The organism is uncultured Flavobacterium sp. (assembly GCF_963974175.1).
GTDB lineage: Bacteria > Bacteroidota > Bacteroidia > Flavobacteriales > Flavobacteriaceae > Flavobacterium.
Genome location: NZ_CAXBBR010000006.1, coordinates 203,000 through 224,084, shown reverse-complemented (window position 1 = coordinate 224,084; position 21,085 = coordinate 203,000). Strand labels below are relative to the sequence as shown.

General features: G+C 34.7%; 15 protein-coding genes. 1 reads left to right on the top strand and 14 read right to left on the bottom strand.

What is annotated here, in order from left to right:
* Positions 1-2 precede the first annotated feature (2 nt).
* The 11 genes from AAC069_RS11710 to AAC069_RS11660 all read right to left on the bottom strand — a co-directional run bounded on the left by AAC069_RS11710 (position 3) and on the right by AAC069_RS11660 (position 15,525).
* Positions 3-1,991, bottom strand: coding sequence for a DUF3857 domain-containing protein (locus AAC069_RS11710; RefSeq protein ID WP_339920652.1), 1,989 nt, complete (start codon positions 1,989-1,991; stop codon positions 3-5).
* Between the two features lie 5 nt (positions 1,992-1,996).
* Complete coding sequence (locus AAC069_RS11705; protein ID WP_339920651.1) at positions 1,997-4,066, bottom strand: transglutaminase domain-containing protein; 2,070 nt, start codon at positions 4,064-4,066, stop codon at positions 1,997-1,999.
* Between the two features lie 5 nt (positions 4,067-4,071).
* Complete coding sequence (locus AAC069_RS11700) at positions 4,072-6,084, bottom strand: DUF3857 domain-containing protein (protein WP_339920650.1); 2,013 nt, start codon at positions 6,082-6,084, stop codon at positions 4,072-4,074.
* Positions 6,085-6,089: 5 nt separating this feature from the next.
* Positions 6,090-8,000, bottom strand: a complete 1,911-nt coding sequence (locus tag AAC069_RS11695) for a DUF3857 domain-containing protein (protein WP_339920648.1) — start codon at positions 7,998-8,000, stop codon at positions 6,090-6,092.
* Positions 8,001-8,146: 146 nt separating this feature from the next.
* Positions 8,147-8,599, bottom strand: a complete 453-nt coding sequence (gene dtd / locus AAC069_RS11690) for a D-aminoacyl-tRNA deacylase (protein WP_339920647.1) — start codon at positions 8,597-8,599, stop codon at positions 8,147-8,149.
* Between the two features lie 38 nt (positions 8,600-8,637).
* Positions 8,638-9,615, bottom strand: coding sequence for a ribosome small subunit-dependent GTPase A (gene rsgA, locus AAC069_RS11685; protein WP_339920646.1), 978 nt, complete (start codon positions 9,613-9,615; stop codon positions 8,638-8,640).
* Between the two features lie 188 nt (positions 9,616-9,803).
* Positions 9,804-10,886: a bifunctional 3-deoxy-7-phosphoheptulonate synthase/chorismate mutase type II gene (locus AAC069_RS11680; RefSeq protein ID WP_339920645.1), complete on the bottom strand. Its 1,083-nt coding sequence runs from the start codon at positions 10,884-10,886 to the stop codon at positions 9,804-9,806.
* 70 nt (positions 10,887-10,956) lie between these two features.
* Positions 10,957-11,814, bottom strand: a complete 858-nt coding sequence (locus AAC069_RS11675; RefSeq protein WP_339920644.1) for a prephenate dehydrogenase — start codon at positions 11,812-11,814, stop codon at positions 10,957-10,959.
* Positions 11,815-11,818: 4 nt separating this feature from the next.
* Positions 11,819-12,964, bottom strand: coding sequence for an aminotransferase class I/II-fold pyridoxal phosphate-dependent enzyme (locus AAC069_RS11670; RefSeq protein WP_339920643.1), 1,146 nt, complete (start codon positions 12,962-12,964; stop codon positions 11,819-11,821).
* Between the two features lie 87 nt (positions 12,965-13,051).
* On the bottom strand, positions 13,052-13,879 hold the full coding sequence (locus tag AAC069_RS11665) for a prephenate dehydratase (protein ID WP_339920642.1): 828 nt from the start codon (positions 13,877-13,879) through the stop codon (positions 13,052-13,054).
* A 392-nt stretch (positions 13,880-14,271) separates the two neighbouring features.
* Positions 14,272-15,525 (bottom strand): dicarboxylate/amino acid:cation symporter, encoded by a 1,254-nt coding sequence (locus AAC069_RS11660; protein ID WP_339920641.1) that lies wholly within the window; start codon positions 15,523-15,525, stop codon positions 14,272-14,274.
* A gap of 163 nt (positions 15,526-15,688) precedes the next feature.
* Between AAC069_RS11660 and gldA the strand changes: the two genes are divergently transcribed.
* Positions 15,689-16,588, top strand: a complete 900-nt coding sequence (gene gldA / locus AAC069_RS11655) for a gliding motility-associated ABC transporter ATP-binding subunit GldA (RefSeq protein ID WP_339920640.1) — start codon at positions 15,689-15,691, stop codon at positions 16,586-16,588.
* A gap of 135 nt (positions 16,589-16,723) precedes the next feature.
* Here the strand turns inward: gldA and AAC069_RS11650 are convergent, their stop codons facing one another.
* The 3 genes from AAC069_RS11650 to metH form a co-directional block, all read right to left on the bottom strand.
* A complete protein-coding gene (locus AAC069_RS11650; RefSeq protein WP_339920639.1) occupies positions 16,724-17,176 on the bottom strand; it encodes a hypothetical protein in 453 nt (150 codons plus the stop codon).
* A 118-nt stretch (positions 17,177-17,294) separates the two neighbouring features.
* Positions 17,295-18,251: a methylenetetrahydrofolate reductase [NAD(P)H] gene (metF, locus tag AAC069_RS11645; RefSeq protein ID WP_339920638.1), complete on the bottom strand. Its 957-nt coding sequence runs from the start codon at positions 18,249-18,251 to the stop codon at positions 17,295-17,297.
* A gap of 98 nt (positions 18,252-18,349) precedes the next feature.
* Positions 18,350-21,070 carry a methionine synthase gene (gene metH / locus AAC069_RS11640; protein ID WP_339920680.1) on the bottom strand — a complete coding sequence of 907 codons (2,721 nt, stop codon included), beginning with the start codon at positions 21,068-21,070 and terminating at the stop codon, positions 18,350-18,352.
* Between the last annotated feature and the right edge of the window lie 15 nt (positions 21,071-21,085).

Genomic DNA, 21,085 nt, shown 5'->3' with positions numbered 1-21,085 from the left:
ATCTATACTTTTATTAAAATTATTTTTTCATTTTGCTTATCAAGCACCTGCTGAAAGAAGTCTTTTAATACATCATAATAATCAGCTGAAACAATTGCCTTGCTGATCTCCTTTGTTACTGCAATTTGTATTTTATTTCCAACAGACAGAATATTAATTGAAAAAGAAGCGATTCCGTCGACAGTAGAAACCTTAACTGATTCAGGTAGCGATTCTACTTTATATCCTGGAGGGATTTCTATATTAATATTATATTTCTCTTGTTTAGGAAAACCAAAATAAATTGGCATTTGTCTTTTATTCTCTACAAAAGGATTTTTTGTATCATTATAAAACAGCAGTGGAGTTATGTAAATTCTGCCTCCTATTACATCACAATGTTTATTAGACACAAAACTAAAACTTTCGATTATAGAAGACGACAAATTAATATCGTCATTTAACTTATAATCATCAATAAGAATTCCTCCCAAACTACTTTCTAATTTCTCAAGATATCTTTCACTTTGCAATGATGATTGTTGCTCTCTAAAATTAAGCGCCTCGTAATCTGTTTTTTGAATCCTAGCACTCCCAACCATTTTTCCCTGACCATTAATCGAAAGTAAAAGATTGATGTTTTCATTCGAAACCTTATCTGGTACCAAATTAATTTCTTTTGAGTTCCCATCTTTATTTATAAGACGACCTATCCAATTTAAATCGGGAAATGGCAAAATATTTAACGAAGTGAATTTACTTGTTGCATCGAGTAAAATCTGTTTCCCATCAATCTCTGCAGCTGCAATTACGGCATTAAAAACTGTCCTATTCGGATAAACTGGAACCCCATTATCTCTTGTACTTATTAAAACTGGATCCGCCTTAATACCTGCCTTATTTAACATTGCGATAAGGATGAAATTAATTTCCGCTACATTTCCAGTTTCATCATTGTACGCTTTCTTAACTCCCTTAGCCGTTACAATACTTAAATATTTATCCCAATTCATTTTATTTTGGACAAATTTAAAAATAACCGCTAGTTTCTCATATTCAGAATCAACACTTTCCAATATCTTTTTTAAATCACTCCCAAAATAATTATCTTTATTAAGCTCAAATCCAAAATTACCCAGATTAAAAATATAATTAGCAACACCATCCCATGTAATAGAATAATCTAAAACTGTCTCGTCAATTGAGTTATAACCTTCGAGTTCATGTTGAATCGATGATTTATAATTATCAATATTATCTACATACTTATCTTCATGTATCGCTTTTATATTTTGTGCTTTATAAGTACTCTGTTTATAACCATGTTTCTCAAGAGAATAACCATTAAACTTATAAGAGTATGACTCCTTATCATTTACCGTTTTATAAGAGGAAGCTACTTCTCCATAACCCGTCACTATTGTTTTGTACACATATTTTTCTGGAATTTCCGTGAAATATTCTGCATAATTTACCGGGATTTCATACTGAAAGTTAAAAATTGGAAACCGTGTTTTACCTGCAGTTTTTATAGAGTATTTAATTTCAATTACGGAACCCACTTTTACATTTGGCATCATAACAACTGCCTCATTCCAATATTTATTGATGTTTCTTCTAGGCTCCCCCTCCGATTGAAGTTCCGTTTTTATTACAACCTCATTTTCTAAATTATAGGTTGCACAATTTAAAAACTTTACGTTATCCATTTCAGAACCTTCATCATCACCCTGATAACGCACTTGAAAATCAGTCCATTTCAAACCTTCTTTTTTATATATTTTAATTCTAATTTCATAATCATGATAAACAAAAAAACCTTTTGCCGTTTCATAAACGAAATAGGTTTTTGCTTTTTTATATATTATTGCAGCTGCGGCAGCAGTATCTTTCGGATGAACCTTTTCTTTTAATTCTTCAACAGAGACCTTCCCTAGTTCAAAATTTTGCGCATTTGTGTTCAAATAAAATAGCGATACAAATAAAAAAAGGATCAATTGGCTAAATTTCATCGACGCTAGACTTTGGTTAAAATAATTTTTTCGTTTTGTTTGTCTAGCATCCCTTGATAATAGTTTTTCAACATCGAATAATATTCTGACGGGATAATTGCCTTATTTATTTGGTTTATTATCGATATTTGAATCTGGTTTCCTAATACGTTTGTAATGAATGTGAAACTACCCAGATCATCCTGCATTGTAATAACTGCGGGAGCCGGAACTTTTTCTATCGCATATCCATCTGGAATTTGAATGTTCATAGTGTTTTTTTCTGTGAAGGGAAATCCATAGTCCACGGGATATTCTCGTACTTCTTGCTGAAATGGGTTTTTTTCTCCTGCTAAAAACAGCATTGGACTTATATATATTTTGTCTCCAATTATTTCACAAAGATTAGAACCTGTAAAGGAGTATGTTTCCATAACTGGTAATTTGAGGTCCTTTTCATTTTGCCTTGAATAGCTTGTCACCTCTATTTTTCTATTTTCACTCTCTAACTTTTCAAGGTAGCTCTCTTCTGTAACATTATCGACTTTTTTCCTAAAAGTCATTGCATTATAATCCGTCTGTTGTTTTCTGAGTTTCCCCGAAATAGCACCCTTCTTATCAATCGTGTAATTCATCATAGCTGTGGTGCTAGAATTCATTTTAGGCATTAAATCAACCACATCTGATGTACCATTTTTTCTGATCAAGCTTCCTACCCAGTTTAAAGTTCTAAAAGGCAAAACGTTTGGAGTTGAAAATTTATCGGATGCATCTAATAATACTCTTCCACTTGGAGTTTCAACTGCAGCAATCACATAATTATAAGCCATCCTATTGGGAAACGCCGCAATTCCATTGGATCGTGTGCTCACCAAAACTGGATTTGCCTCTAATCCACCATAACGCAACATCGCCGTTAGCATTAGGTTAATTTCTGCTATGTTTCCAGTCTTGTCCTTATAGGCTCTTTTTACTCCATCACCACAAGAATAGCCATAACTATCATTCCATTTTATGTTTGTCTTTACATAATCATAAATTGCATCTATTTTTTCATCTGGGGTATTCAAACCGATAAGTAAACTTTTTATATCACCCTCAAAATACCCTGTCTTATTAAGCTCCTCTTTAAAATCGTCAGATTCATAGATCGTTTTCACTACAGATTCCCAAGTGGGTATGTATTGTTTAAAGGAATCACTTGGATAATTAATGACGGATAATTTTTGCTCCAAAACAGACGCATAATTACTGACGTTATTTGTAAAAGCATCATCGACGATAGCAGGTACATTTTCCAAAGTGTAATTCGTTTTTACTTCAATATAGTCCGTATTCCCATTTGAGTAAGTCTCCCTTTCAACACTTCTGCCACTGTGTGAATTTCGCTGTACGGTTATTGGCTGGTACGTTTTTCTACCATTAGTTACAGTTACTTTTTCCACCATCCATTTAATTGAATTTGTTTTTTTACTTACTGAAATTCTCGGACTCAAAAATCCCTTTTGACGGGTTTCATATGAGCAAAACTCTGGCAGATGCGTAGTATATTCTACAAAGTTTACTGGAATATTTTCCTGAAAATAAAAATCTCTCAGCGAACTCAAATCATCCGTTTTTACTAAATATTTAAACTCTATGATTGACCCCTCCTTTACATCAGGCATATTTATACTTTCAATTTCCAAGTATTTATTTATGCTTTCTTTATTCTTCCCTTCACTTCTTAATTTTGTTGTTTCTATTTTTCCATCTACAAGGTTGTAAGTAACCGCATCTGAAAAAACCACACTCTCTTCTATAGACATTCCTTTTTTTAAATCAACAGCTTGTATAGCCCAGTTGAAGCCCTCTTTTGTATAAATCTTAATTCGCATCTCGACTTCAGTGTAAGAAAACCCCTTGTGATTACCAAAATACCCAACGCCTGTCACCCCTTTTTTATATAATATCGCTGCCACTGCAGCAGGATCTTTAGGATGAGATTTTTCTTGAAGTTCGGCAACAGAAACTTTCCCTAATTTAAAATCTTGCGCATTTGTTTTTGAAAACAAAAAAAGAAGTAAAAAAAGAAGTAGTGATTTTTTAAAAAGCATTATTATTAGACTTTGGTTAAAATAATTTTTTCGTTTTGCTTGTCTAGCATCCCTTGATAATAGTTTTTCAACATCGAATAATATTCTGATGGGATAATTGCTGTATTTATTTGGTTTATTATTGAGATTTGAATCTGGTTTCCTAATACATTTGTAATGAATGTAAAACTACCCAGATCATCCTGCATTGTAATAACTGCGGGATCCGGAACTTCCTCTATAGTGTATCCATCTGGAATTTGAATGTTCACAGTATTTTTTTCCGTGAAGGGAAATCCATAATCTACTGGATATTCTCGTACTTCTTGCTGAAACGGGTTTTTTGTCCCTGCTAAAAACAGCATTGGACTTATATATATTTTGTCTCCAATTATTTCACAAAGATTAGAGCCTGTAAAGGAGTATGTTTCCATAACTGGTAATTTAAGGTCCTTTTCATTTTGCCTTGAATAGCTTGTCACCTCTATTTTTCTATTTTCATTCTCTAACTTTTCAAGGTAGCTGTCTTCCATAATATTATCAACTTTTCTCCTGAAAGTCATTGCATTATAATCTGTTTGCTGTTGCCTAAGTTTTCCTGTAACTGCACCCCTCTCATCAATACTGTAATTCATCATAACTGTACTATTAGAATTCACTTTAGGCATTAAATCAACCACATCTGATGTACCATCCTTTCTAATCAATCTTCCCATCCAGTTTAGAGCTCTAAAAGGCAATACGTTTGGAGTTGAAAATTTATCCGATGCATCTAATAGCATCATTCCTTTTGGAGTTTCAACTGCAGCAATTACATAATTAAAAGCCGTCCTATTAGGAAACAATGCGATTCCATTGGATCGTGTACTCACCAAAACTGGATTTGCAGTCAATCCAGAATAACGCAACATCGCAGTAAGCATAAGGTTAATTTCAGCTATGTTACCAGTCTTGTCCTTATAGGCTTTTTTTACTCCATCATTACAGGAATAGCCGTAATAATCGTTCCATTTAAGATTAGTCTTTACATAATTATAAATCGCATCAATTTTTTCATATGGGGTTTTCAAACCCGTAAGCAATCTATTTATATCATCATCAAAATAGCCAGTTTTGTTAAGCTCTGCTCCAAAGTCATCATTCTCATAAATTTTTTTTGTAACCGATGGCCAATCTGTAGAATACAACTCAATGGATGATTTAGGAAATCTAGTCATACTCAACTCATGCGAAATACTTGATGTATAATTATCTATATTATTGACATAAGCTTCCTCTTTCATTGCTGGCAAGTTCTCCGCTAAATAGGTTGTCATCGTTTCTTGATAATCAGTCTTATCTTGAGAAAAAGTAGTATTACCAACATAACCACTTGCTCTTTCTTTGCTGTTTCTGACAATAGTTCTCTTATTCTTTTCAGAAGAAACCTTGGGAAAAACATACCCTTTCTGATTCGGGGTATAAACAAAATACTCTGGGATATAAGTTCTGAATTCCGAATAATTTACTGGAATGCTACTTTGAAAGCTCCAATCGATTAGTTCGCTAAACCGTGGTGACTTAATGATATATTCGAACTCTATAACCGAACCTTCTTTTACATTAGGCATTGTTATCTTCTTACGCCCCCAATATTTATTAATTTGTTCATCAAATTCACCGTCGTTTTTTAACTTGGTTTTTTCTATTTTATCTCCTACTAAATTATAGGTTGCTGCATCTTTAAAATAAATTTTTTCTTCGCCATTATTTGCTAAGTAATAACGTACCGCTTGGTTTGCCCAATCATAACCTTCTTTTTTATAAATTTTGATACGGGTTTGCACTACGGTAATAATTTCAAACCCTTTATCTTCCACATATTCAAATCGAACCTCGCCTTTTTTGAATAATATGGCTGCTACTGCCGCAGGATCTTTTGCATGGGATTTTTCTTGAAGTTCGGCAACAGAAACTTTACCCAGTTTAAAATCTTGTGCATTTACATTCAGACAAAATGTTGCGACAAATAAAAAAAGCGTTAATTGATTTAATTTCATGAGGTTTAGATTTTGGTTAATATGGTTTTAGCATTATCATTTCTTGAAACTTGTTCTATAAAAACTCGGTACTCGTCATATTCTGTATTTGAATACATTCCTTTATTTATAAACAAGCTGCGTTTGTATAGTATAGAACCATTGTCTTCTTTTATAAACTCGGTTTTATATGCTCCAAACTTGGTTTTTAACTCATAATTATTAGGTAGAAATTCGACCGTAAATTCATGAGGCAATACAATTGTAATTTCATCGACATCAGAAAAACCTCTTTGAATTTCAAATGGATTCTTACGATTTCTAATTCTTTTTACGCTTCCATTATACTGGTTGTACGCATTTAAGGCAAACATCATTTTACCTCCTGAAATATTTCCATAATTCACAGCGCTAATTTCAGTTCTTTCAGTTAATCTAACGTTCTCCTTGTCATTAGAGAAGGCTGTTTTATTAATTTTCAAATTACTTATGTTAGACCAATACTTTTTATAATGTGCTTCTTTTTCTGTGGGCTGAAGATTTTCCAGCATTGCTTTTTGATTGTATTGCGATCCTTCGGAGACTATTTTTATTTCTCCCAATAAATCGCCTTCTTTCGACAAAGAATAGGTACCTGAACTTAATTGAGTATTACCCCGGTCTTCATATAATTTAGTTCGGACGATTTCCCCTCCCTCCGGTTTTATTACCAAAACATTTCTATCATCAGTAAAAGTCCCCTGATAACCAAAAGGATCATCTTGACTTGTACATTCTAACCAGGTGTATTTATTCCCATTTGGAATTGCTAAAATCATATGATTCCCTTGCATGGATACAAATTCAGATTCAATATCTTTCTTATAACTGTCCCCGTATAAAATTGTATTATAGGAAGGAACATCTACTGCCTCTAAAAGTGCTTTTGTATAGTTAGTCAAAGCTTTACAATCTCCATAGCCTAATCTATCAACATCATTAGCATACATAGGTTTCCATCCGCCGATTCCTACCTGTATGCTAACATATCTTGATTTTTGCTGAACATAGCTATAAATCAATTTTGCTTTTCTAATAGGGTCCTTTTCCTCCCCAACAAGAGTTCTCATTTTAGCTTTGGTTTCTTCGGATAATACAGTGGTTCCCGATAATATCTCATCAGAGTACCATTGACCAAATTCCTTCCACGTTTTAGCAGATCCATCGACATCTTCCAAATGAAATAATTCTAATGCCATCATTACTTTAGGTAACACAGCACTAAATGCCGGACTGTAGTCTTCTTGTTTTTGAGCTAATATATTACTTGCAGTATAGGACAATTGCGCTGGTGTATCATTTGTTTTCTGGATATTGAAATTTTCAAAATTAAATTCCATTTTTTTAAATCCAAGATTTAGAGGACAATCTACATTTAGAACACTTTTTTCTACACTAACAAAAAAGTTAGATACTGGATACCATTGAGGTATAAAAGCAGTGTTAGAAGTTTCAATTTTACTTTCATAAACTACCGTAAAAGGATATTGTGTAGGTGTATAGTCTAAATAAACATACCGACTGTCAGAAAAAAGGGTACTGGAACCCACTGCACTTTGATCCTTAAAATCTTTTCTTTTAATTTTTTTTACTTCGTTTCCAAGGCCATCATAAACATATGCTTCGATGTCTTTGACACTAGTTTTCTTATTGTAATTCTCTACGGCATCAATAGCCGAAAGTCCTTTTTCATTTAAAACTGTAATAACCCTTTTGGTACTGATAGTCATATTTCGTTGAGAGGAAATAACAATATCAATTTGGTTCAACCTTACGACGGCCTTGGCATTCACTTTTAAGCTGTCAGAAATAAGCAAAATGGAATATTCATTCTTCTGCGCTTTTAACGAGAAAGTGATACCAACAAAAATAGTTAATAGTAGGACTCTGATTTTCATGGGGATTTTGAGAGTATAAAAAATTACCAAATAGGCGCATTGATAAAGTGAAGTCCGTCAAAGACAAACACCTTATTTTTATTCTTGGATTTTTTTAATTATTCGTGGTTTTCAAAAATAGAATAAATCTTACAATAAACAAGTGATTACTCTCTGTTTTTGCTGTCTATAATTATAGTCACTGGTCCGTCATTTAAAAGACTTACTTTCATATCAGCCCCAAAAACACCAGTTTGTATTTTTTTTCCAACCTCAAAGTCAAGCTTTTTTAGGAAATTTTCATAAAGCGGAATGGCAATATCGGGTTTTGCCGCTTTAATGTAGGAAGGACGATTGCCTTTTTTAGTACTGGCATGAAGTGTAAATTGACTCACTACAATTATATCACCGTCGATATCCTGAACGGATAAATTCATCACATGATTCTCATCGTCAAAAACACGGATTTTGGTGATTTTCCCCACTAGCCAGTCAATATCTTCTTGACCGTCCGTATCTTCAATACCAACTAAAATTAGCAGCCCTTTTTGAATGTCGGCTACTACTTTATTTTCAATGGTTACAGATGCGGAAGAAACTCTTTGGAGAACGATTTTCATTTTATTATTTTAAACAGATCTGATGTATCAGGTCTTTACTATTTTCTATTTTCGTCACTTATTGCTCGATCTTCATTGTGAATATCAGTACGATAATTTTCATCATCTCCTTCTAACAGTTTAAGATAACTATTGTAACGTGACCAAGCTATTTCATCTTTTTCTAATGCTTCTTTTACGGCACACTTTGGTTCGTCTTTGTGCACGCAGTTATTAAATTTGCACTGATCTTTCAATTTGAAAAATTCAGGAAAATACCCACTAATTTCTCCAGGCTCCATATCTACCACTCCAAAACCTTTAATTCCAGGCGTGTCAATAATTCTGGCGTCAAAAGACAAATCATACATTTCGGCAAAAGTCGTTGTGTGTTGCCCTTGCTTACTAGCTTCAGATATGGTCTTTGTTTTTAAATGTAGTGAAGGTTCCATAGCATTAACCAAAGTTGATTTTCCTACACCAGAATGGCCTGAGAACATACTTACTTTGCCAATCATCATTTCTTTCAACTTTTCTATCCCCTTCATTTCTGTAGAGGAAACTCGAAGGCATTTGTATCCAATTTCTTGATACACATGCTGCATGTATAATTGTTCATCCAAGGTAGCTTCGTCAAAAGTATCTATTTTATTAAATACTAAAATAGTTTCTATTCCGTATGCCTCAGCGGTTACTAAAAACCGATCGATAAAATTGAAGGTCGTAGGTGGATTGTTTATGGTAACTAAAAGGAAAACGCGATCAATATTAGACGCAATAATATGCATCTGATGGGATAAGTTCACTGATTTTCGAACGATATAATTCTTTCTTTCATGAATATTATGAATGGTTCCTGTTACCGTATCCGAAGATTCTTCCAGTTCATAATCCACAATATCCCCTACAGCTATAGGATTGGTACTTTTAATTCCTTTGATACGAAATTTCCCTTTCATACGGCATTCAATAAAATCGCCTTGTTCTGATTTTACGGTGTACCAACTTCCTGTAGATTTATATACGAGTCCTGTCATTTTTATTATTTACGATATTCGGCGTCCAATATGCCTTTAAGCACTTATAAATGCTTTGCAAAGATAATTCTTTGTTTCAGGTTTAAAGTATGAAGTGTAAAGTTTTTGCTCGCTACACAATCATAGATAAAAAAATCCCCACAATTTTTTAAAAAGTGGGGATTCATTCGATTACAATTAAATATTAATTATGCATTAAGTACTTTGTCTTGATGACCAATACTCTCTTGGTGGATTGCTTTGAACATTCTAAGCACAAACTCTTCAGTAAGTCCTTTTTTCTCTCCTTCTAGAATCATTTTTCCAAGAATTTCATTCCAACGTTTGTTTTGCAATACCGCCACGTTAGCGTCTTTTTTTACTTGACCTATTTCGTCAGCAATTTTCATTCTTTTTCCTAATAACTCTAATAAGTTAGCATCAAGAACATCAATATTTGCTCTTAATTTTGTCATTTTATTGGTAAACTCATCCGAAGCATCATTTACTTTTCTAACTTTCAAATCTTTGAAAATTTGTTTCAAAGCGTCGGGAGTTACTTGTTGCGCAGCATCACTCCAAGCGTTATCTGGATCTATATGAGTTTCGATAATCATACCGTCATAATTTAAATCTAAAGCTTCTTGTGTTACTTCAAGAATCATTTCACGGTTTCCTGTGATATGAGATGGGTCAATAATTAAAGGCAAATCAGGGAATTTATTTTGCAATTCAATAGCAATTTGCCATTCTGGAATGTTTCTGTATTTTGTTTTTTCGTAAGTAGAAAAACCTCTATGAATTACACCTAAGTTTTTAATTCCTGCATTGTACAAACGCTCTACTCCACCTAACCATAAAGCCATATCTGGATTTACTGGGTTTTTGATTAAAACGATTTTATCAGTTCCTTTCAACGTATCTGCAATTTCTTGAACTGCAAATGGATTTGCCGTTGTACGAGCTCCAACCCATAATACATCAATATCATGCTCTAAAGCTAATTTACAGTGCGCAGAAGTTGCTACCTCAGTCCCCATCAATAAACCAGTTTCAGCTTTTGCTTTTTGCAACCATTTTAATCCAATTTCTCCAACACCTTCAAACCCTCCTGGACGAGTTCTTGGTTTCCATATACCTGCTCTAAAAACACTAACGTCTGAATCTTTCAATTCATGAGCAATTTTCAATACTTGATCTTCTGTTTCAGCACTACAAGGTCCTGCAATCACAAATGGATGAGTTAAATTAAATTCATTCAACCAATTTCTCATTTCTTTCTTGTTTTCCATCTTTTCTAATTATTTATTTTATTATTTTTTTGTGTTGTTCTTTTGTTCTTAACTTTAATTTGAATAGGAATTACTTTTTTACATTCATACCATTCAAAATTTCTTTTATTCTATTCACGCTTTCCATTTCTTCAAAAATGGCATTATAATCTTCCTTTATCAACAAATCTTTGAATTGAGTAAGATTTGAAATATACTCTTCTAAAGTCTCTATTACCTGTACCTTATTCTGTTTAAAAATAGGCGTCCACATCGCCGGTGAACTTTTGGCCAGACGAACGGTACTTTCAAACCCTGAACCTGCCATGTCAAATATATCCTGCTCGTGTTTTTCTTTATTTATTACCGTTTTACCTAACATAAAAGCACTTATATGAGACAAATGAGAGACATAAGCAATATGTTTGTCATGCGCTTTTGGATCCATATAACGTATTCTCATTCCAATTGCTTTAAAAAGCTCCAATGCCTTTTCCTGTAATTTAAATGCGGTACGCTCTACTTCACAGATGATATTGGTTTTTCCTTCAAACAACCCTTTTATTGCTGCGGATGGTCCTGAAAACTCAGTTCCTGCAATAGGATGTGTCGCGATGAAATTTCTCCTTTTAGGATGATTTGCTACCGCTTCACAAATAGGCGCTTTTGTCGAACCTACTTCAAAAACAATGCTATTATCTCCAATTACATCCAAAACTTTTGGCAGCACAGTCAATGCAACATCTACCGGAACCGATAGAATTACAAAATCTGCATCTGACAGATTATCCATTGAAGCCGCTGCGTCTACAACTCCCAAAACTAGTGCTTCCTCTAAATGCTTTTCATTGCTATCAATTCCGTAGACGGTAGCATCTGGGTGCAAGGTTTTGATGTCTAATGCCATCGAACCACCTATTAATCCTATTCCTATTATGTAAATTTTCATTTAATTAAAATCTATCAATTGCTTCCTGTACTTTTTCTTCTTTCACACATAATGCAAAGCGAATATATCCTTCTCCATTACTTCCAAAAATAGTTCCTGGTGTAATAAAAATATATTTTTCCTGTAAAATCTGATCAATAAACTTTTCTGCCGATGCTATTCCTTTTGGTAATTTAGCCCAAACAAATAAGCCAACTCCCTCTTTGTATACTTTGCAACCTAACTTTTCGGCTAACTGCTCCGTCAAAATGCGGCGTTTCTTATAGATTACATTCATCGAGTCAAACCAAGACTTATCGCTATTCAATGCAGCGATCGCTCCCTTTTGAATTCCAAAAAACATACCGCTGTCCATATTGCTTTTCACTTTTAGAATAGCGTCAATAGCTTCTGCATTTCCTAAAACCATTCCTACTCTCCAACCGGCCATGTTAAAGGTTTTACTCAAGGAGTTGAGTTCTAAAGCTACCTCTTTAGCTCCTGCAACCTGCAACAAACTCATCGGTCTGTCATTTAAAACAAAACTATACGGATTGTCATTAATCAACAATATCTCATGTTTTTTGGCGAAAGCCACTAACTTTTCAAATAAAGCGACGCTCCCTCTAGCACCTGTTGGCATATGAGGATAACCAATCCACATGATTTTTACCTTAGTTAAATCTAATTTTTCTAAAGCTTCAAAGTCAGGTTCCCAATTCGTATTCTCTTTTAAATCATAATAAACAGGCACCGCTCCCACTAAATTTGTTACTGAAGTGTACGTTGGATATCCCGGATTCGGAATCAAAACTTCATCTCCTTCATTTAAAAAAGCAAGTGAGATGTGCATGATTCCCTCTTTAGAACCCATCAAAGGCAAAATTTCATTATTAGGATTCAAGACTACGTCATAATTATTAAGATAGAAATCAGCCATGCTTTTTCGCAATTCTGGCAATCCTTGATAACTCTGGTATTGATGTGCGTTTTCATCGTCCATCGCCAGTTTTACAGCATCAATAACAGATTGTGACGGATGTAAATCCGGACTTCCAATTCCCATATTGATAATCGGCTTCCCTTCTGAAGCTAATTGTCGTACTTCTCTCAATTTAGAAGAGAAATAGTATTCTTCAATTATGTCTAAACGTTTCGCTGCTTGAATCATGTTGTTTGTATTTTCCTTTCCCAAGCCATTTCTGGAAAATGGGAACTTTATATTTTTCTTATCGTTTACCTTGCATTCCGTCGAAATTTATGGTTTCGTATTTTTATATTCCCCTAACACTTTAAAGTATTCTGCCATAATTTCTAATAGCGATTTTGTTTTTGCATAGTCAGCATACTTTTCGAATGTAACATCCACAAAAAAAGAATATTTCCAAGGCGTTTCAATTTTTGGCAAGGATTGAATCTTTGTTAAATTCATCTTGCAATCACTCATGACATTTAGCACTGCTGCCAGACTACCTCGTTTATGATCCAGTTCAAATTTCAAAGAAGCTCTATTAATATCTTCTTCAGCCAGAAATGAATTTTCTTTTTTAATAATTACAAAACGGGTCATGTTGTTTTTTATCGTCTGAATTTCTGGAGCTAAAATTTCCAAATCATACATTTCAGAGGCCGTTACACTAGCAATTGCCGCTATCCCTTTCAATTGTTTTTCCTGAATTCTGCGGGCTGTTTCAGCAGTATCTTTATCTTCAACTAATTTTATGTTTGGATATTTTTTAAAGAAATCCATACATTGTAATAAAGCCATTGGATGTGAATGCACTTCCACTATATCTTCTATTTTTTGCCCTTTAAGCGCCATCAAATTTTGATGAATCCTTAAATAATGCTCGCCTATTATATGTAAATTATGTTTGTCTATTAAAGCGTAATTTGGAATAATAGGCCCTGCAATTGAATTTTCTATTGCCATAACCGCCTGCTCTGATCTGCCTGACAGCAAGCTATCTACTAATTCTTCAAAAGACAAACACTCGTCTACTACTACATCGCTTTCGTAATATTCTTGTGCCACCTGATGATGAAAAGAACCTTTTATACCCTGTATTGCAATTTTTGCATTCATATAACAAACTTTTAAGCAAAAAAAAATCCCGATTTTCATCGGGATTGTATATTTATAATTATCAATTTAATTTTCTAATTAAATAACCATACGACAATCCCTACCCTCTTTCCAGAAGAAATAATAAGTATTGCTAAAATAAAATCGGTTGTTTAACATGGTATGCTTTGTGTTGTGTGTGTATTAATTCTATGCGAATGTATAAATTATTTCGAGCCCACCAAAAAAAAACACAGATTTTACCAAACAAAAAAGGAATTCTCTCTAAAACTACTTATTAATTACATAATAGTCAATAAACATAGTGTAAAATAGCTTTTAAGCAACTGCGTATAAACACGTTCCATAACAAAAACAGCTGCTTTTGTTTGAATTAAATTTTCAAAAACAGATTATGTAGTTAATGTATTCGAAAGCCATTTTTTCCCTTCCGAAATTCGGGTAATTAACATCGCCGAAACTACGTCGCCATTAGCATTCAATAGCGTCGCCATCGGATCTACTAAAGTTCCAACAATCATGGCTGCCGGTAAAGCCTGCTCCATTGGAAAACCATAAATAGTAATAGCAAGAATCTCCCCTATGTATCCGCCATTTGGAATTCCGCCCTCAACTACTGAAACTATTATTGTAATCCCTAATGCAATTAGCAAATTATGTGGGTCGGTAAAATCTTTTCCGAACATAGCAAAAATCACGGCAATCTTTATAATTGATGACATACTGGAACCGTCTTTGTGCAAGGGAGCTCCCAGTGGGACTGCGATATTCCTGATATGTGTTGGTATGTGCATTTTTTCTGTCGCTTCCAGGTTGGCAGGAATGGTGGCAATACTACTGCAAGTTCCTAGAGCGGTTAAAGCAGGCGTAATATTATTACTCCAAAACACTTTCAATCCATTTGTTCCTCCTGCAATAAACGCGTAAAGACTAAAGAAAACTACAAAGTAAAAAGCACAAACTGCATAATAAAGACCCAATGGCTTCGCGTATGCACCAAACAATTGAGGACCAAAAATCCCTACTTGATAAGCGAAGTATGCACCCAGTCCTATTGGAGCCGTTTTCATTATCAGATGTAGCAATTGTTTCATCACCTCATCCCCTGAACTTAGAAAGCTTCTAAAGCTGGTGCCTTTTTCTCCAGAACGCAAACTTGCAAAACCTATTAAGAAAGAAAAGATAATTAATGCCAACATACTTTTGCGAGAAAGCAATTCATAAAAATCATTAGCGGTTAGCAATTGTGTGATTTGGGATCCCGGGCTCGCACTCTGCATACTTTCTAATGGAATTTTAGAAATAATAATATCCTGATGAATAGGAAAAAGCAATACGCCAATCATCATCAATATTGCCGAAATAACTACGGTGCTTAAAAACACCCCAATTACAATTACAAAAAGCTTTCCTAATTTTTCTGATTTCTCAAGACTCGCAATGGACGATGCAATCGTAAAGAAAATCAACGGAATAATTGCGGTAAACAATAAATTCAAAAATATATCTCCTAATGGCTTTATAATTTCTACATCTTTACCAAAAACCAAGCCCAGTATACTCCCTGCTGTAATCCCGCAAAGGAGCCATATGATACTACTATAAGTTTTAAATAAACTACCCGAATCATTAGTTACTTTGCTCATACCCTATACAATTTTTAAATTTTTATAAATATATCAATCTAATTAACAAAAACAGTTCAAATTTTCAAAAACTCAATACTGTGAATACATTTTTACATATTGTCTTGCGAAAAATAATAAAGGATACTTTTTTTCTGTTTACTTTTGCAACAAATACTACGTCATGTCAATAGAAGTAAATAATATATCTAAAAGTTATGGTGCCCAAAAGGCATTAGACAATATTTCATTTTCTGTAAAAAAAGGAGAAATAGTTGGTTTCTTAGGTCCGAATGGAGCAGGAAAATCTACTTTAATGAAAATACTGACTACTTATATTGCTGCCGATGAAGGTACTGCCTTAGTGAATGGTCACGATGTAGCCTCAGTTCAAAAAGCGGTACAACTTTCTATTGGCTATTTGCCGGAACATAATCCGTTGTATTTGGATTTGTATGTGAGAGAATATTTAGCATTTAATGCCGATATCTATAAAGTTGCCAAACCTCGTATCGAAGAAGTATTACAAATGACTGGTCTAACTGCCGAAAGTCATAAAAAAATAGGGCAACTATCTAAAGGATACCGTCAACGTGTAGGACTTGCTAATGCTTTGCTGCACAATCCCGATGTTTTGATTCTAGACGAACCAACTACTGGTTTAGACCCAAATCAATTGATCGAAATACGTAACGTTATCAAAAATGCCGGTAAAGACAAAACTGTTTTTCTTTCCACGCACATCATGCAGGAAGTGGAAGCGATTTGCGACCGTGTCATAATCATCAATAACGGAAAAATCGTAGCCGATAAAAAACTGGATCATTTAATCTCTGCCGATAAAGAACAAGTAATCGAAGTAGAATTTGATTATAAAATAGAGGAACAGGCTATTGCCAAAATAGAAAACCTTACTTCCTATAAAAATACACATGACATGATTTGGGAATTGACTTTCCTAGCAGACAAAGACATGCGCCCGGCAGTCTTTGATTTCGCTACTGCCAATGGTTTAAAAACGCTACAGCTTAATCAAAAGAATAAAAACCTGGAAGCTGTTTTTAGGGAAATCACTAAGAAGTAATGTACAGTGATTCGTTTTTTTAGTATTCAGTCCAAAGTCTTTACAACTTATTTAAAATAGAAAAAAGCTCGTTTAAATCCCCGAAACGGGAAACTTTAAACGAGCTTTATTATTTGCTTTAGATCAAAATAACAATTACTTACTATCTAAAGGTGCGCCCACTGCAATATCACATCTGTGATTTTCTTGTCCATGTGGCGGATTCATTCCTTCAGCTGTTGGTGTCGCTGGTGCCGAAGCTGCAGCATTATTTACAGTATAAGTAGTCGCAGGAGTAACCTGAGGTTGAATGTTTTGTGGTGTAGCTGTACTATTTGCTGCGGCTGCAACCGGAGAATTTAGCGGAGCACCAACCGCGATATCACAACGATGCCCTGCCTGACCGTGTTGTGGATTCATTCCTGTAGCAGCCGTTGAAGCTGTCTGTTGATTCACAGCTGGCGCAACTGCCGGATCAGCAACTGGAGTAACATTTTGATAAAAAGGCATAACATTTGTTGCTCTACTATCGACCTGTTTTATACTTTCATCTTTACAAGATGTCAGTGTAATTAAAAAAATAAATAGGAAGTAAATATATGATTTCATATCAGCGTTTTTATATTTGTTTATAATCAAATATAAGCCTTTAAAAATCTTCCTCCAAAATAAAATTTAATCCAACCCAATTAACTCCTGCGTGACAACGCAATTAATTCATCGCCAATTAAAAAACCTTACTGGCGATTTGTCGAATATTTTCCGATTTTCCCATAGAATAATAATGCAAAACAGGAACGCCTGCCGCTTTAAGTTCAAGTGATTGTTGAATTGCCCATTCGATACCTACTTGTTTTACGTCAGCATTTGTTTTGCATTTGTCTACTGCTTCGATCAAATCTTCTGGTAAATCAATACGGAAAATTTGAGGTAAGATTTGTAAGTGTCTTTGTACTGCAAGTGGTTTAATTCCCGGAATAATAGGGACAGTGATTCCCATTTCACGTGCTTTAGCAACAAACTCAAAATATTTTGAATTGTCAAAAAACATTTGTGTAACCACATAATCAGCACCAGCATCTACCTTTTCTTTCAGCCTTTTTAAATCGGAAATCAATGACGGAGATTCTAAATGTTTCTCTGGATATCCTGCCACACCAATACAAAAATTAGCTTTGTTGTCGATGTGCATCACATCATGCAAATACTTCCCTTCATTTAATAGATTGATTTGCTGAACCAAGTCTACAGCATAATTATTACCCCCCGGTTTCGCTACAAAAGACTGTTCGTCTTTCATCGCATCACCGCGCAATGCCATCACATTATTGATTCCTAAATAATGACAATCTACCAATAAATACTCTGTTTCTTCCTTTGTAAAACCACCGCAAAGTACGTGAGGCACAGTATCTACATTGTATTTATGTTTTATCGAAGCACAAATACCCAAAGTACCAGGACGCATTCTGGTTAGTTTTTTATCTAATAAACCATTACCTTTATCCACATAAATAAATTCTTCACGAGACGTAGTTACATCAATAAATGGCGGTTTGAAATCCATTAGCGGATCAATATTATCGTATAATTCCTGAATACCTTTCCCTTTTTGAGGCGGAATGATTTCAAATGAGAATAATGTTTCTCCTTTTGCGCCTTCTATATGTTGTGTTACTTTCATTTTTTTTAGTTTGAAGTTTAAGGTTTAAGGTTTAAGGTTCTCTTGAACAACTTTAAACTTTAAACTTTAAACAAATTTCAACTTGAAACAAGATTCTTCTAGTCTGCTATATTAGGACTCAACCATTTCGTTGCTGTATCTGTAGAGATACTTCTTCGCTTGGCGTAATCAATCACTTGATCTTCTTTTATTTTCCCAAGCCCGAAATACTTACTTTGTGGATTTCCAAAATAATATCCAGAAACCGATGACGCTGGCCACATCGCCATACTCTCCGTCAAGGTTACTCCTATTTCTTTTTCGACATTTAGTAATTTCCAAATCGTAGGTTTTTCTAAATGGTCTGGACAAGCCGGATAACCTGGAGCTGGACGAATTCCTTTGTACTCCTCAGCAATCATTGCTTCAGTACTCATGTTTTCATCTGCAGAATAACCCCAAATTTCTTTACGTATTTTTTCGTGCAAGTATTCAGCGAAAGCTTCTGCAAAACGGTCCGCTAATGCTTTTACCATAATCGAATTATAATCGTCTAAATCTTTTTCAAACTCAGCCGCCCATTCATCAACTCCAAAACCAGTAGTTACACAAAAAGCCCCCATATAATCCACCTTCCCATTGTCTTTTGGAGCAATAAAATCAGACAATGCAATATTTGGTGCACCTTTAGTTTTTTGAGATTGTTGGCGCAACGTCAAGAAAGTCTGTAATGGTTTTCCGTTCTCATCCGTTAATTCAATATCATCATCGTTGACTTGATTTGCAGGGAAAATTCCGTAGATACCTTTAGCAGTCAGTTTCTTTTCTTTCAAAATAACCGCTAACATTTCTTGTGCATCCGCAAAAACTGAAGTCGCTTGTTCACCAACTACATTGTCAGTTAAAATCGCTGGATATTTCCCAAACAATTCCCAAGTTCTAAAAAACGGCGTCCAGTCAATATAAGGAACCAGTACGTCCAATTCTACTTCGATTACTTGCTCTCCAATTATATTTGGTTTCACAGGAGTAAAATTCTCCCAATCCAATTGTAATTTATTTTTACGAGCTTGTTCAATAGTCAAGAAATTTTTGTCGCGCGAACGGTTCAAAAACGTTTCTCTAAACGCATCATATTCTGCTCTAATATCACTTGCGTATATTTTTTTATCCTTGTTTAACAAACTTCCAGCCACCGTTACAGCTCTCGAAGCATCATTTACATGAATTACTGTTTCTCTATATTGAGGTGCAATTTTAACGGCAGTGTGCGCCCGCGATGTTGTTGCTCCACCTATCATTATTGGAATTTTCATCCCTTTTTTATCTAATTCCTTAGCGAGATAAACCATTTCATCAAGTGAAGGTGTAATCAAACCACTTAAACCAATAATATCTACATTATGCTCTATCGCGGCTGCAATAATTTTTTCGGGAGGCACCATAACCCCTAAATCTACAATCTCATAGTTATTACAAGCTAACACCACGGAAACAATATTTTTACCTATATCATGTACATCTCCTTTTACCGTTGCCATCAAGATTTTACCATTCCCTTGTTTGTCACCAGCCTGCTTACTCTCTTCTATAAAAGGCAAAAGGTAAGCCACGGCTTTTTTCATCACACGTGCCGATTTTACCACTTGCGGCAAAAACATTTTCCCTGAACCAAATAAATCTCCAACTACATTCATTCCTGTCATCAAGTTAATTTCGATAACCTCGATAGGTTTTGAAGCTGCAAGTCGGGCTTCTTCAATATCTAAAAGAATAAATTCATCAACTCCCTTTACCAATGAATGTGTCAATCGTTCCTGTATAGTTCCCGAGCGCCATTCTTGAATTGCCTTTTCATTACTCTTTACATCTCCCTTTACGTTTTCAGCAAAATCCAATAACCTTTCAGTAGCATCGTCTCTTCTATTCAGAATTACATCTTCAACGCGTTCCAATAAATCTTTTGGAATTTCGTCATAAATAGAAAGCATTTCTGGATTTACGATTCCCATCGTCATTCCGTTTTGAATTGCATGATACAAGAAAACCGAATGCATCGCTTCCCTAACCGTATCATTTCCTCTAAACGAGAATGAAACATTACTTACTCCTCCACTAATATGTGCATGAGGTAAATTTTCGCGAACCCATTTGGTTCCTCTAAAGAAATCCAAAGCATTCAAGCGGTGTTCTTCCATTCCTGTTGCGACTGGAAATATATTCAAATCGAAAATAATATCCTGTGGAGGAAAACCCACTTTGTTTACCAAAATATCATACGAACGTTGGCATATTTCTACTCGACGATCGTAATTATCAGCTTGTCCTACCTCATCAAAAGCCATGATAATTGCTGCAGCACCGTAGCGCTTGATCAATTTAGCATGATGGATAAATTGTTCTTCACCTTCTTTCAACGAAATCGAATTTACGACACTTTTTCCTTGCACAACCTTAAGTCCTGCCTCGATAATATCCCATTTTGAACTATCAATCATGATAGGCACACGAGAAATATCTGGTTCAGCCGCAATTAAATTCAAGAATTTTGTCATGGCATATTCGCCATCCAGCATTCCTTCATCCATATTAATATCGATGATTTGTGCGCCACCTTCCACTTGCTCCTTTGCGATGCTCAGTGCCTCTTCGTATTTTTCTTCCTTAATTAATCGAAGGAATTTTCTAGAACCCGTTACGTTGGTACGTTCCCCAATATTCACAAATACGCTATCTGGCGTAATGATTAAAGGCTCTAATCCCGATAATACAAGGTTTCTTCTAGTTTCTGCTTGTGCCATTTTATTGTTGTTTTCTACAGATTCACTTTTTTTGTGAATTTGTGGCTATAATAT